At 71.8% G+C, this 13,390-nt stretch carries 11 protein-coding genes; 5 read left to right on the forward strand and 6 right to left on the reverse strand.

Annotated features, from left to right (window positions below; translation table 11 throughout):
* Positions 1-353 precede the first annotated feature (353 nt).
* From ACWD3C_RS03265 to ACWD3C_RS03285, 5 genes are all read right to left on the reverse strand, one after another.
* A complete protein-coding gene (locus tag ACWD3C_RS03265) occupies positions 354-1,583 on the reverse strand; it encodes a PP2C family protein-serine/threonine phosphatase (protein WP_451139496.1) in 1,230 nt (409 codons plus the stop codon).
* Positions 1,584-1,830: 247 nt separating this feature from the next.
* Entirely contained in the window at positions 1,831-2,310 is a 480-nt protein-coding gene (locus tag ACWD3C_RS03270; protein ID WP_451139498.1) for an ROK family protein, read from the reverse strand.
* Positions 2,222-2,575, reverse strand: coding sequence for a transcriptional repressor (locus tag ACWD3C_RS03275; protein ID WP_451139500.1), 354 nt, complete (start codon positions 2,573-2,575; stop codon positions 2,222-2,224). Before ACWD3C_RS03275 ends, ACWD3C_RS03270 begins: the two co-directional genes overlap by 89 nt.
* Before the next feature lie 100 nt (positions 2,576-2,675).
* A complete protein-coding gene (locus ACWD3C_RS03280) occupies positions 2,676-4,358 on the reverse strand; it encodes a PucR family transcriptional regulator (protein ID WP_451139502.1) in 1,683 nt (560 codons plus the stop codon).
* Between the two features lie 146 nt (positions 4,359-4,504).
* Positions 4,505-4,639 carry a hypothetical protein gene (locus ACWD3C_RS03285; RefSeq protein WP_451139504.1) on the reverse strand — a complete coding sequence of 45 codons (135 nt, stop codon included), beginning with the start codon at positions 4,637-4,639 and terminating at the stop codon, positions 4,505-4,507.
* Here ACWD3C_RS03285 and ACWD3C_RS03290 point away from each other — a divergent pair.
* The 3 genes from ACWD3C_RS03290 to ACWD3C_RS03300 are packed head-to-tail and all read left to right on the forward strand — an operon-like array spanning position 4,638 to position 10,233.
* Positions 4,638-5,903 (forward strand): aspartate aminotransferase family protein, encoded by a 1,266-nt coding sequence (locus ACWD3C_RS03290; RefSeq protein WP_451139506.1) that lies wholly within the window; start codon positions 4,638-4,640, stop codon positions 5,901-5,903. The two genes, ACWD3C_RS03285 and ACWD3C_RS03290, sit on opposite strands and share 2 nt — an antisense overlap.
* Positions 5,903-8,797, forward strand: coding sequence for an FAD-binding and (Fe-S)-binding domain-containing protein (locus ACWD3C_RS03295; protein ID WP_451139508.1), 2,895 nt, complete (start codon positions 5,903-5,905; stop codon positions 8,795-8,797). Before ACWD3C_RS03290 ends, ACWD3C_RS03295 begins: the two co-directional genes overlap by 1 nt.
* Positions 8,794-10,233 (forward strand): NAD-dependent succinate-semialdehyde dehydrogenase, encoded by a 1,440-nt coding sequence (locus tag ACWD3C_RS03300; RefSeq protein WP_451139510.1) that lies wholly within the window; start codon positions 8,794-8,796, stop codon positions 10,231-10,233. The genes ACWD3C_RS03295 and ACWD3C_RS03300 overlap by 4 nt, the downstream gene beginning before the upstream one ends.
* A 159-nt stretch (positions 10,234-10,392) precedes the next feature.
* Here the strand turns inward: ACWD3C_RS03300 and ACWD3C_RS03305 are convergent, their stop codons facing one another.
* Positions 10,393-11,139, reverse strand: a complete 747-nt coding sequence (locus ACWD3C_RS03305; RefSeq protein ID WP_451139512.1) for an IclR family transcriptional regulator — start codon at positions 11,137-11,139, stop codon at positions 10,393-10,395.
* A gap of 129 nt (positions 11,140-11,268) precedes the next feature.
* Between ACWD3C_RS03305 and ACWD3C_RS03310 the strand changes: the two genes are divergently transcribed.
* On the forward strand, positions 11,269-12,246 hold the full coding sequence (locus tag ACWD3C_RS03310; protein WP_451139514.1) for an extracellular solute-binding protein: 978 nt from the start codon (positions 11,269-11,271) through the stop codon (positions 12,244-12,246).
* Positions 12,239-13,390: an ABC transporter ATP-binding protein gene (locus ACWD3C_RS03315; protein ID WP_451139516.1), complete on the forward strand. Its 1,152-nt coding sequence runs from the start codon at positions 12,239-12,241 to the stop codon at positions 13,388-13,390. Before ACWD3C_RS03310 ends, ACWD3C_RS03315 begins: the two co-directional genes overlap by 8 nt.

A 13,390-nucleotide genomic window follows, 5' to 3' on the forward strand; every position in this document is an offset into this window, starting at 1 on the left:
CCCGGTCGGCGGTCCGATGCTCCATCAATATCTACAGCAACGTAGAAACTATCGGCTCGGCGTATAAGTTCCAGTAAGCTCCGGTGACTTCCGGCCGGGGCCGGAGCGGTGGCCGTCGTGGTGGTGCTCGTCGTGTCCGTAGTGGCCGACGTGGCCGTAGACGGCGTGCGAGCTGGTCCCGGGGAACTGGTCGCGCTCGCCCGCTGGTCGGCCCGGCACGGGCCGCCTCGTGCGCGCCCCCGCACGGGGCGGCCCCGTCGGCAGTGCTCTCTTCGTCGTCGAGTTCGCGGTGGTCACTCACCGTGCCGGGCAGGCTGCGGGCCACCGTCACGACCACGATGCGTGGACGCGAGTCACAGGCGGAGGACGATCAGGGCGGTGTCGTCGGCGTTGCCGGCCGGGGGAAGAAGATCGGCCAGGAGGGTGTCGGCCAGGGGCTCGGGGTCGGCGTGCCGGTGGCGTTCGAGGGAGGCGGCGAGGCGGGCGAGACCGGTGTCGATGTCCTCGGTGCGGCGTTCGATCAGGCCGTCGGTGTACAGGACGAGGGTGGCGCCCGCTGTGAAGGGCGTGCGGGCCTGGGGACGGTGCACGTGTCCGGGCCGGGCGCCGAGCGGCGGGTCGGTGGCCCGGTCCAGGAAGGTCACGGTGCCCTCGGGGTGGAGCAGGGCAGGCGGCGGATGGCCGGCGCAGCTGTAGGTGATGGTGTGGTCGTCCCAGTCGATGAAGGTTGTCACGACGGTGGTCGACTCGGCGCCGTCGACGGAACGGGCGTACATGTCGAGGGCCTCCAGGGCCTGGGCCGGGCCGTCGGCGACGCGGGCGGCCGCGCTCAGGGCGCTGCGCAGCTGTCCCATCGCGCAGGCGGCCGCCAGGCCGTGGCCGACGACGTCACCGACGGCTACCGCGAGGCTCTCGCCGGACAGTTCGACCAGGTCGTACCAGTCGCCGCACACGTTCAGGGCGCCGATGGCGGGTTGGTAGCGCACGGCCGCCTGGTGATGGCCGAGGGGTCTGGGGGCGGGCAGCATCGCCGCCTGCAGGGCCAGGGCGACCTCGCGTTCGTGGGTGTGCGCCTTGCGCAGCCGTTCGTTGATCTCGTGCAGTTCGCGGGCGCGGGTGTAGAGCTCGGCCTCCAGCACACGGGCCCGGCTGTCGCCGCTCGGGCCGCCGCGGGCGCGGATGAGTTCGGTGACCTCCTCCACCCGGTGCACGATCAGCACGACCTGACCGTCGGGTCCGATGACAGGTGCGTTGACCGGGCTCCAATAGTGTTCCTCCCAGTGGCCGGGCCGCTCGGGATCCTCGATGTCGTAGCGGAGCAGGGCCATGGTGTCGCGCTCGCCGGTGGCCGCCACCCGGAGCATCGACTCCCGGGTCTCCCGCATGCCGGCCGCGGCCGGATCGTTGGGGTTCTCGGGGAAGACGTCGAAGATGTAGCGGCCCAGCAGCTGCTCGCGGGCGCGCCCGGCCAGCCGCAGGAAGTCGTCGTTGGCGTCGGCGTACACCAGGTCAGGGGTGAGCAGGGCCACCATGCCGGGCAGGGCACGGAAGACCGCCGCATAGTCGATCTGCGGTTTCCCCATGTGCTGCCTGCCTCGGCGCCGAGCGTCACTGTGTCGTTCCACGATAGGAGCGAACCCGCCACGGGGCCCGGGCACTGCTCACTCAGGGGCTCGGCAGACCCCACATCGCCGACATGAGCGAGGCCGTCGGCTGCCGCGCCCGCGGCGTTCGCGGCGTCGAGCGGCCCAAAGCCGCACCTGGCCGCACAGTCGCTTCCCCTCCCCACGTGACGCTTCTCCCCACGCGACGCTCCCGGAGCAGCGACCCTTACTCCCCGAACTCCCGCCCGGCCCAAGCGGTTCGCAGCCCCGACCAACCGCCCGCCCCCGGCTCCCCGGCCAGCAGCCGCGCGATGCCCGCCGGGCTGAAGAAGTCCCGGGCGGCGAGGGCGACGCCGCCGTGGAGGCCGGAAGCGCCTTTGAGCCGGGTGGCGGTGATGGTCAGCTTCCGGGTGGCCGGCGGGAGGGCGCGCTGGTGGACCGCGGCGCGTACGGCGGAGACGAGGTCGTCGCGGAGTTCGCTGAGCGGGCCGGCCGGCACCACGGTGCGCGGGTTCAACATGTGGACCAGCATGGCCGCCGCCTCGCCGATCTCCGTGGCCGCCTGGCGGACGGCGTGCAGCGCGGTCCGGTCACTGTCGGCGATGCGCCGGGCGAGCTCACGGGTGCCGTGCAGCGGGTCGCCGTCGGTCGACTCGGGGATGCCCAGGCTGCGGAGGACGGCCCGGTGGGAGGCCAGCGCTCCCACGCAGCCGACGTTGCCCAGGCGCACAGGACGGTGCCGCCGCCGACGGCCCGGGTGTGGCCGATGTCGCCCGCGGCTCCGTCGGCACCGCGATACACGTCACCGCCCGCGGTGACGAGGCCCGCAGAGCCCGGTAGACGGTCGTCAGACCGATCGCATGGGCGTCGGCGACCAGCAGAGCGTGCAACTCCTGGGCCGACACGAAGTCCTGACAGTCCGCGAGTGCACGCAGGACCGCCCTCCGTTGCCGGGTCGTCCGGCCGCCCACGGCAGATCACCCTCCATCAGCGCTTGCCGAATCGGCACCCACAGTCTAGATGAAAATGAAATCCATTTCTTATGGCGTGTCAGGCGTGTCGAAGACCGGTTCAGCGGACCCGCAGGACATCGAGCGCCGTGAGGGCCACATGGAGTTCGGTGCGTTGTTCGCCGGATTCGAGGTCGCAGTCGAGTATCCGCTCGATGGTGCGAAGGCGTTGGTAGACGGTCTCCCGGGACAGGCCGCCGTGACGGGCGGCCAGGGTCTTGTTGCCGGCCGCGTCCAGGTAGTGGCGCAGGGTGGTCAGCAAGTCGGCGCCGTGGCTGGTGTCGTGGTCGACGAGTCGGCCGAGCTGCCGTTCGGCGTAGTCCTGGATCCTGGTGTCTTCGCGGAGCGCGAAGAGGAGGCGGCGCAGGCCGATGTCGGACCGCTCATGGTAGGAGCGTCCAGCGGGGAGCGGTTGGCCGGGTTCGGTCGCTTCGGCGACTCGGATCGCCTCGCGGAAGGAACGGGCGACGCCCGGGAGATCCGTGGTTTCGCCGCCGACGCTCACCGTCGCCCCTGGTACCAGGTCCAGCGTGGTGCGGCTCAGGTGCTCGGCCACGGGCCGCCACGGCTGGTCGGGGCGCAGGGACAGAAGGATGCCGAGGCGGGTTGGTCCGAGGAGGCCGACGAGGGCCTGTGTTCCCTTCGTGCTGAGCTCCTTGGAGAGGAGGGCTTCGGCCTTCGTGGTGTCGTCCTCGTGAGGTGCGTCTGTCAGCACGGCGACGAAGCGTGAGTCTTTCGTGGGCAGGCCCAGCGCGGCCACCCGGGCGTCGGTGTCCGCGGGGGAGCGGTGGCGCTGTTCGGCGAGGTCGCGCAGGACGTTGCGGTGTGCGGTGCGTTCCCAGGGTGTGGGATGGATGAGGCGGGCGATGGTGAGGGCCATCGCGGTTCTCTCCAGGACCGTGACGTCCTCGGGGCCGAAGGACTGGGGATCGGTCGGGCCGGGCGGGCCGGGCGGGCCGGGCGGGCCGGGGAGCATGGCCACCCGGCCCCAGCGTTCGCCCTGATACTCCACGGGTGCCACGAGCCAGCCGTCGGGGCCGGAGACGGCCGTGTGGTCGGCGGGCGGGGTCGCTCGGGAGCGCTGTTCCCAGTCGGTGAGCGCCACTTCGACCGTGTCGCCGGAGGGCTCGCAGACCAGTGCCTGGTGGACCAGGTTCTCCAGGACGACCGTGCGGCCGCTCATCTCCGCGGCGGCGCGTACGACGTCCTCGGGTCCCGCGCCGCGCAGCGTCAGGGCGGTGAACGCCTCGTGGATGCGCTGGGTCCGGCGCATCACCTCCGCCTGGTTGCCGAGGATCAGGGCGTGGACGACCTGGGTGACCTCCAGGAAGTTGACGTCCTTGGCCAGGGTGACGAGAGGGAGGCCGCGGGCCTGGCAGGCGTGGACCAGGGCGGCGGGCGGGCGGTGGTAGCGGCGGACCAGTTCGATGACCAGGGCCGCCGCGCCGATGTCGGCGAGTTCGTCGACGTAGCGGCGTACGCCGGTCGGCTCCTCGGGCAGGGGCATGCCGGTGGTCAGGACGAGTTCGCCGCCCTTGAGGAAGGAGGCGGGGTCGGTCAGCTCGGTGATGTGGACCCAGCGCACCGGCCGGTCGAGGAGGGGCGCGCCGGTGACGACCAGCGGCTGTCCCGCGGCCAGGACGGGGAGGGCCAGGACGTCGGAGACGGTGAGGGCGCGGCCGGGCGCGGCGCCGTCCCGGTCGTCCCCGCCCGGCGGCAGCGCCGTCTGATGGTTGTCGGTCACGGTGTCTCCCTACGTGCCCGGTCACTGTGACAAGCCCCGCTGACCTGCGCAAGAGGTGTACCACCCCGGCGGACGGGCGGGGTGAGCGCCGCGTTCCGGCCCTGTGGTTGACACAACGTCCGAACACCGTGTCCTCGCTGGACACATCACGTGTTGTCGCGCTCCTGGGCGGCCGGGATGCTCGGGATGCCGGAGCAGCCCACGCAGCCCACGCAGCCCACGCAGCCCACGCAGCCCACGCAGATCGCGCAGACCATGACATACGGCCGGGAGACGAACATGACCGCACTGTCGCCGCACCTTCGCCAGGCCACTCCCGTAGTGGCGGCCCGGGGCGAAGGCGTCCACCTCTACGGTGAGGACGGCCGCCGCTACCTCGACTTCACCGCCGGCATCGGCGTCACCAGCACCGGACACTGCCACCCCAAGGTCGTGGCGGCGGCGCAGGAGCAGGTGGGCACACTCGTCCACGGCCAGTACACGACCGTCATGCACCAGCCCTTGCGGCGGCTCGTCGACAAGCTCGGCGAGGTGCTGCCGGCCGGACTGGACAGCCTGTTCTTCACCAACTCCGGCAGCGAGGCCGTCGAGGCCGCGCTGCGGCTGGCCCGGCAGGCCACCGGCCGCCCGAATGTCCTGGTCTGCCACGGCGGCTTCCACGGCCGCACGGTGGCCGCCGCCTCCATGACCACCTCCGGCACCCGCTTCCGGTCCGGCTTCTCCCCGCTGATGAGCGGAGTGGTCGTCACCCCCTTCCCGACGGCCTACCGCTACGGCTGGGACGAGGAGACGGCCACCCGCTTTGCCCTCAAGGAACTTGACTACACCCTCCAGACGATCTCCTCACCCGCCGACACGGCCGCGGTCATCGTCGAGCCGGTGCTCGGCGAGGGCGGGTACGTGCCCGCGAACCGCGCCTTCCTGGAGGGGCTGAGGGAGCGGGCGGACCGGCACGGCTTCCTGCTGATCCTGGACGAGGTGCAGACCGGCGTGGGCCGCACCGGCCGCTTCTGGGGGCACGAGCACTTCGGCGTCACCCCGGACATCCTCGTCACCGCCAAGGGCCTGGCCAGCGGCTTCCCGCTGTCGGGCATCGCCGCCTCCGAGGAGCTGATGCGCAAGGCGTGGCCGGGTTCGCAGGGCGGCACGTACGGTGCCAACGCCGTCGCGTGCGCCGCGGCCTGCGCCACCCTCGACGTCGTACGGGACGAGAAGCTCGTGGAGAACGCCGAGGCCATGGGCGCGCGGCTGCGCCAGGGCCTGGAGGCGGTGGCGGACCGTACTCCGGGCATCGGAGACGTGCGGGGCCTGGGGCTGATGCTGGCCACCGAGTTCGTCACCGAGGACGGCAGCCCCGACCCGGAGACCGCCGCCCGAGTGCAGCGCGCCGCCGTCGACGAGGGCCTGCTCCTGCTGCTGTGCGGGGCCTGGAACCAGGTCGTGCGCATGATCCCGGCGCTGGTGATCGACGAGACGCAGGTCGACGAGGGCCTTCAGGCGTGGGCGACCGCGGTGGAGGCCGGCACTTCAGGAGCGGCGCGGTGATGACGGACACCACCGCACTCCTGGAGCCGCTGGTCGCGCGGCTCGCCGAGACGGCTCCCGGCCTGCGGGTGGAGACCGGCCCGGGCGTCACCGGCCTCTTTGCCTACGACGCCTCCAACTACCGCGTGCCGCCCCGCGCCGTGGTCTTCCCCCGTACCGCGGTCGACGTGGTCGCGGTGGTACGGGCCTGCCGGGAGGCGGGCGTTCCGGTCACCGCGCGCGGCGGCGGCACCAGCATGGCGGGCAATGCGATCGGGCCGGGTGTCGTTCTGGACTTCTCCCGGTACATGAACCGGATCCTGGACATCGACCCGCGGTCACGTACCGCGCGCGTCGAGGCGGGAGTGATCCTTGACGCGCTGCGCGGCGCGACCGCTCCGCACGGGCTGACCTTCGGCCCCGACCCGTCCTCGCACAGCCGCTGCACCCTCGGCGGGATGATCGGCAACGACGCGTGCGGCAACCGATCGGTGCGGCACGGTCGCACCAGTGGCCACATCGAGGCACTGGAGATCGTGACGGCCGACGGCGTGCGGGCCGTCGCCGACCGCACCGGACTGCGCGCCGCCGACCCGGACGACACGGACGCCGTGAAGCGCGTAGCCCGGCTGGAAGCGGACGTACGGCGGCTGATCGACGGCAGTCTGGCTCCGATCCGCACCGAGCTGGGCCGTATCCCGCGCCAGGTCTCCGGCTTTTCGCTGCACCATCTGCTGCCCGAGCACGGCTTCGACATGGCCCGCGCTCTGGTCGGCACCGAGGGCTCCTGTGCGGTCGTCACCGCCGCGACGGTCCGCCTGGTGGCCACCGCACCGGCTTCGGCGCTGCTCACCCTCGGCTACGACGACGTCGTCGACGCCGCCGAGGACGTACCCGAGATCCTGTGCTGGAATCCCACCGCCGTGGAGGGCATGGACGAGGCGATCGTCGCCACCATGCGCGCCCGCCGCGGCCCGGACTCCGTCACCGGACTGCCCGAGGGGCGGGCCTGGCTGTACGTGGAACTCGACGGCGACGACCAGGCCGCGGTGAACACCCGCGCCGCCGAACTGCTGGACGTGCTCAAGGCCCGGGGCCGGACGACCGGCGGACGAGTAGTGGAGAGCACGGCCGAGCGGCGCTCGCTGTGGCGGGTCCGCGAGGACGGGGCAGGGCTCGCCGCCCGTCTCGTCGACGGCGGGGAATCCTGGCCCGGCTGGGAGGACGCGGCGGTCGCCCCTGAGGACCTGGCCGCCTACCTGCGGGACTTCCGTAAGCTGCTGGCCACCCACGGGCTGACCGGGGTGCTCTACGGGCACTTCGGTGCCGGCTGTGTCCACGTGCGCATCGACTTCGACCTCGCCACGGACACCGGGCGGGCTGCCACCCGCCGGTTCCTGGCGGAGGCGGCCGCCCTGGTCGTCGAGCACGGGGGAACGCTGTCGGGCGAGCACGGTGACGGGCGGGCCCGCGGCGAACTGCTGGAGGTCATGTACAGCCACCGGATGATCCAGGCGTTCGCCGACTTCAAGGAGACCTTCGACCCCGAGGGGCTGCTCAACCCGGGCGTCATTGTGGCGCCGGCCCGACTCGACGCCGATCTGGCGCTGCACACGCCCTCTGACGTGCTGCCCGTCGAGACCCTCTTCTCCTTCCCGCACGACGAGGACGGCTTCGCGGGCGCCGTGCGCCGCTGCGTCGGCGTCGGCCGCTGTCGCAGCGACGCGGGCGGTGTGATGTGTCCCAGCTACCGGGCCACGGGGGAGGAGAACGACTCCACCCGGGGCCGGGCCCGGCTGCTCCAGGAGATGGTGCGGGGCGGGACCGTTCAGGAGGGCTGGCGCTCGACCGAGGTCAAGGACGCGCTGGATCTGTGCCTGTCCTGCAAGGCGTGCTCCAGCGACTGCCCGGTCGGCGTCGACATGGCGACCTACAAGGCGGAGTTCCTGCACCAGCACTACAAGGGAAGGCTCAGGCCACGATCCCACTACTCGCTGGGCTGGCTGCCCCTGACCTCCGCCCTCGCCGGATACGCCGCCCGCCCCCTCAACGCGCTGCTGCGCGGGCCGGTGGGCACGTTGCTCGCCCGCCTCGGAGGCGTGACCACCAAGCGCACCGTCCCGGCCTTCGCCTCCCGGCGTGCCCTGCGCAAGGTCCTGCGCGCGGCGAAGACGGGCGAACCGTCGAAGGCGCTGCTCTTCGTCGACAGTTTCGCGCGCGCCTTCCGCCCCGAGGTGGCCGGAGCCGCGAGCCGCGTGCTCGCCGACGCCGGAATCCCCTGTACGGCGAAGGACGGTCTGTGCTGCGGTCTGACCTGGGTCAGCACCGGCCAGCTGTCCATCGCGCGCAGAATCATGGCCCGTACGGTCGCTCGCCTCGACAACGGCGACGACCGGCCCGTCATCGTCGCCGAGCCCAGCTGTGCCGCCGCCCTCAAGCGCGACGTACCGGAGCTGCTCGGCACCGAGGCCGCCCGGCGCGTCGCGGCCCGCGTCCACACCCTCACCGGGGCCCTCACCGACCTGGCCGAGCCGGACTGGACCCCGCCGCCGCTGCCTACGAGCGTCGTGCTGCAGACCCACTGCCACGAGTACGCCGCCTTCGCCGGTCAACGCCCGCGCGACCTGCTGCGCGAACTCGGCGTGCGCGAGGTCGACGAGGCCGAGGGCTGCTGCGGACTCGCCGGAAACTTCGGCTTCGAGAAGCAGCACTACGACACCTCGATGGCCGTCGCCGACCTGGCCCTGAAACCCCGCCTCGACGGCATCGACCAGGACACGCCGAGCGTCGTCGTGGCCGACGGCTTCAGCTGCGCCACACAGATCGACCACCTCGCCGGTGACCGGGACATCCGCGCCCTGCACCTCGCGGAACTGCTCGACCCCGCCGCCGACCGACCAGGAGAGACCTCATGACCGACACACCGACGCAGTTGTTCATCGGCGGTGCCTGGGTGGACGCCGCGGACGGCGCCACCATGCCCGTGGACGACCCCGCGACCGGCGAGATCCTCTGCCACGTCGCCGACGCGGGCCCGAAGGAAGCCCGCCTCGCGGAGGAAGCCGCCGTCCAGGCGCAGGAGGAGTGGGCCCGTACGGCACCCCGGGCGCGCAGCGAGATCCTGCGCCGCGCCCACGAGATCATCCTCGACCGCACCGACGAACTCGCCCACCTGATGACCTCCGAGATGGGCAAGCCGCTCGCCGAGGCCAGGGGAGAGGTGGCGTACGCGGCCGAGTTCTTCCGCTGGTTCTCCGAGGAGGCCGTACGCGTCGACGGCGGCTACGGCACCCTGCCCGACGGCCGCAACCGCATGCTGCTCACCCGCCGCCCCGTCGGCCCCTGTCTGCTGATCACCCCGTGGAACTTCCCGCTGGCCATGGGCACCCGCAAGATCGGCCCGGCGATCGCGGCCGGCTGCACGATGGTGCTGAAGCCCGCCCCGCAGACCCCGCTGTCCAGCCTCGCGCTGGCCGGGATCCTCAAGGAGGCGGGACTGCCGGACGGCGTGCTGAACGTCGTCACCACCTCCCGCGCCGGGGAGGTGTGCGAACCGCTGCTGCGCGGGGGCCGTATCCGCAAGCTGTCCTTCACCGGCTCCACGCAGGTCGGGCGGCTGCTGCTGGCCCAGTGCGCCGACACCGTCGTACGCACCTCGATGGAGCTGGGCGGCAACGCGCCCTTCATCGTCTTCGAGGACGCCGGCCTGGACGTGGCCGTGGACGGCGCGATGCTCGCCAAGATGCGCAACATGGGGGAGGCGTGCACGGCCGCGAACCGCTTCTTCGTCCACCGGTCGGTGGCGGAGGAGTTCGCCGAGCGCCTCGCCCGTCGGATGGGGGCGCTCGTCGTGGGCCCCGGTACCCGGGACGGGGTCGATGTCGGTCCGCTGATCGATGCCGCGGGGCGGGCCAAGGTCGAGGAGCTGGTCGCCGACGCGGTGGAGCGGGGCGCCCGGGTGCTCGTCGGCGGCCGTACGCCCGAGGGGCCGGGCTGCTTCTACCCGCCGACCGTGCTGACGGACGTCGATCCGGGCAGCCGCCTGATGGAGACGGAGATCTTCGGGCCGGTCGCGGCGATCCTCACCTTCGACGACGAGGACGAGGTCCTGCGCCGCGCCAACGACACGCCCTGGGGGCTCGTCGGCTACCTGTTCACCGAGGGTCTGGATCGCGCCCTGCGCGTCAGCGAGCGGCTGGAAGTGGGCATGGTCGGGCTCAACACCGGGCTCGTCTCCAACCCCGCGGCGCCGTTCGGCGGTGTGAAGCAGTCCGGGCTCGGCCGCGAGGGCGGCCGGGTCGGGATCGACGAGTTCCTGGAGTTCCAGTACCTCGCGGTGCCCGTGCGATGACGGGTGTCCTGCCCTGACATACGCCCCATCGCGCACCGCGTGGGCCACCCCGTGCCCGGCCGACTGTCTCCCCCCCCCGGCCGGGCACGGGGGGAGCGGCCTGCGGAAGGCCGCTCCCCCCGTAACACCTGCGCGCCAACATCTGTGCGCCGGTAGCACCTACGCGCTGATGCGCCGCGCCGCGATCTCCTCGGCGGTGTCGGCGACAACGCGCCCCAGCTCGGGCAGCCGGCCGGCGTCGAACCGCGAGTCCGGCATCGAGACGGCCACCGCGGCGAGCGGCGTGCCGTCCTCGTCCAGGATGGGCGCGGCCACCGCGCACACATCCGGGCGGTACTGGTTGAGGTTGACCGAGTAGCCGTCGGCACGCACCCGGTCCAGCGCGGCCCGCAGTTCGCCGACATCGGTCGGCGTGGACTCGCTGAACCGCTCCAGCCCACGCTCGACGAGCTCGTCGACGTCGGCCTTCGGCAGGTGGGCCAGGATGGCCCGCCCCGTGGCGGTGGCGTGCAGCGGCGAGGTGTCGCCGATGGTGTGGAACGTCCGTACCGCGTGATCGCAGTCGACGCGGTCCACGACGACCATGCACTGCAGCGCGTCCGGCACCGACAGGTGGATGGTCTCGTTCACCGCGTCCCTGAGCCGGATCATGGGCTCCCGTGCGGCGGCGAACAGGCTCGACCCCTGCAACGCCGCCGGCCGTACGGCGAGCACCCGGGCGCCGATCTCCCAGCGGGTGGTGTCCTTGCGGTTGGCCCGCAGCCACCCGGCCTCGTTCAGGGTGACCAGCGTGCGTTGCACGGTCGACTTGGGCAGCCCGAAGAGCTTGGTCAGTTCCCCCACGGTCACCGGTTGGTGCTGCGCGACCGCCTCCAGGATCCGCAGTGACCTGGTCACACTCTTCATTTCCATTGGATTCTCCCCGTTAACTCTGCGAATTCCATGTGTACACCTCTTGACTCCCTCCAAGCTCACTGCCATTCTCGTGCCAGATTCTAGCACGACGTTCCACAATGTGGCACGGACTCACGGGAAGTGACCCGAAGCCCTCCCTCTCCGGGAAGTCAGAGCAGGCAAGCCCCTAGCCGCCGACACATCCGGAACCGCAGAATCCGCACACTGGGCGCCCGACATCCGGGCCCCGGTAGACGAAAGGAACCCCCGTGTCTGCCAGCAAGCGCGTCGCCGTCGTCGGCGTCGGAGTTCGACGTCATCGACGACTCCATGGCCGACTTCGTGCTCTTCGCGCAGCAGGACGCCACCGAGGAACTGGACTACGACCGGCTGAAGAACTTCCAGAACGCGGGCATCGCCAAGAACCTGGTCGCCCCCAACGCGGTCGGCAAGAACTACTGGGCCAGCGTGATGGCGTACCGCACCGATGTCTTCAACGGGAGGAAACCTTCCTCCTGGGCGGACTTCTGGGACACCAAGGCGTTCCCCGGCAACCGCGCCCTGCAGGCCCTGGACGCCGATCTGCCCGAACTGGAGTTCGCCCTCCTCGCCGACGGCGTACCGCCGGACCAGCTCTACCCCCTCGACGTGGAACGGGCCTTCAAGGCCCTCAGCGAGATCAAGGGCTCCATCCGGAAGTTCTGGGACACCGGCGCACTGCCCGGCGTACTCCTGGGCCGCCAGGAGGTCGACGCCTCCAGCGTCTGGCACGGCCGCCTCGACGCCCTGATCGAGGGCGGCTCCCCGCTCGCCTACCAGTGGAACGGCGCCCGCCGGCAGAGCAACGCCCTCGGCATCCCCAAGGGCGCGGCGAACCTCGACGCCGCCTACCAGCTCATCGACTTCGCGCTGCGCCCCGAGGTGCAGGCCGCCTACGCCGAGATCTACCCGATGGGCCCGTCGGTGCCCGCCGCCTACGAGAAGCTCCCCTCGGCCACCGCCGCGAACCTGGTCAGCTCCCCCGAGCACCTGGAGTCCGGCTTCGACCTGGACGTCGAGTGGTGGATCAAGAACCAGGACGCCGTGTCCAAGCGCTGGCAGGAGTGGACGCATGCCTGAGACCGACGTGAAATCCGGGCCCCCGATGGTCTCCTCGGCGCCGGACGCCAGCACCGGAAAGCCCCTCTCGGTGACCGCACTGCGCAAGACGTACAACGGGGTCACCGCCGTCGACGAGGTCTCCATGGAGATCGCCGGGGGCGAGTTCGTCACCTTCCTGGGGTCCTCCGGCTCCGGCAAGACCACCACCCTGATGATGATCGCCGGGTTCTGCGAACCCGACTCCGGCAGCATCGTCGTCGGCGCCCGCGACGTGACCCGGCTCGCCCCGCAGAAGCGCGGCCTCGGCTTCGTCTTCCAGCAGTACCTGCTCTTCCCGCACATGACGGTGTGGGAGAACGTCGCCTTCCCGCTGCAACTGCGCGACATCCCCAAGGCGGAGCTGCGCCGCCGGGTCGGCGAGACCCTGGAGATGGCCGGACTGTCCGCCATGGCCCGGCGCCGGCCGCGTGAGCTGTCCGGCGGCCAGCAGCAGCGCGTCGCACTGTGCCGGGCGCTGGTCTACCGGCCGCCGGTGATCCTCATGGACGAGCCGCTGGGCGCCCTCGACAAGAAGCTGCGCGACCAGCTGCAGACCGAGATCAAGCGCATCCAGCAGGAACTCGGCCTGACCGTCATCTATGTGACGCACGACCAGGAGGAGGCGCTGGTCCTCTCCGACCGGATCGCGGTGATGCGGGACGGGCGGATCGACCAGTTCGACACCCCGCGCGAGCTCTTCGAACGCCCGCGCACCCCGTTCGTCGCCGACTTCCTCGGCGCCGCCAACTTCCTCTCCGGCCGCCTGGAGGAGCGCACGGCGGACCACACCCTCGTACGGCTCGACACCGGCGGTCTGCTGAAGGCCCGCCCGCAGGCGGCCCCGGACGGGGCACGGGTACGGGCCGCGGTCCAGCCCGGTCGGCTCGGGCTGGGGGCGCCGGACGACGGGTTCTGTACCGGGACCGTCGAGACGGTCACCTACGTCGGCACGCTCGTACGCGTCACCGTCCGCCCGCTCGGCGCCGCGGACACCGACCTCGTCCGGCTGGAACTCCCGGCCGGCCGCGCCCCGGTCATCGGCGAGCAGGTCAGCCTGACCGCCGACCCCGAGAACGTCAGTGTCTTCCCTGACGGTCTCACCGACACGGAACACGGGGCGTGA

It is taken from the genome of Streptomyces sp. NPDC002845, from assembly GCF_053591955.1.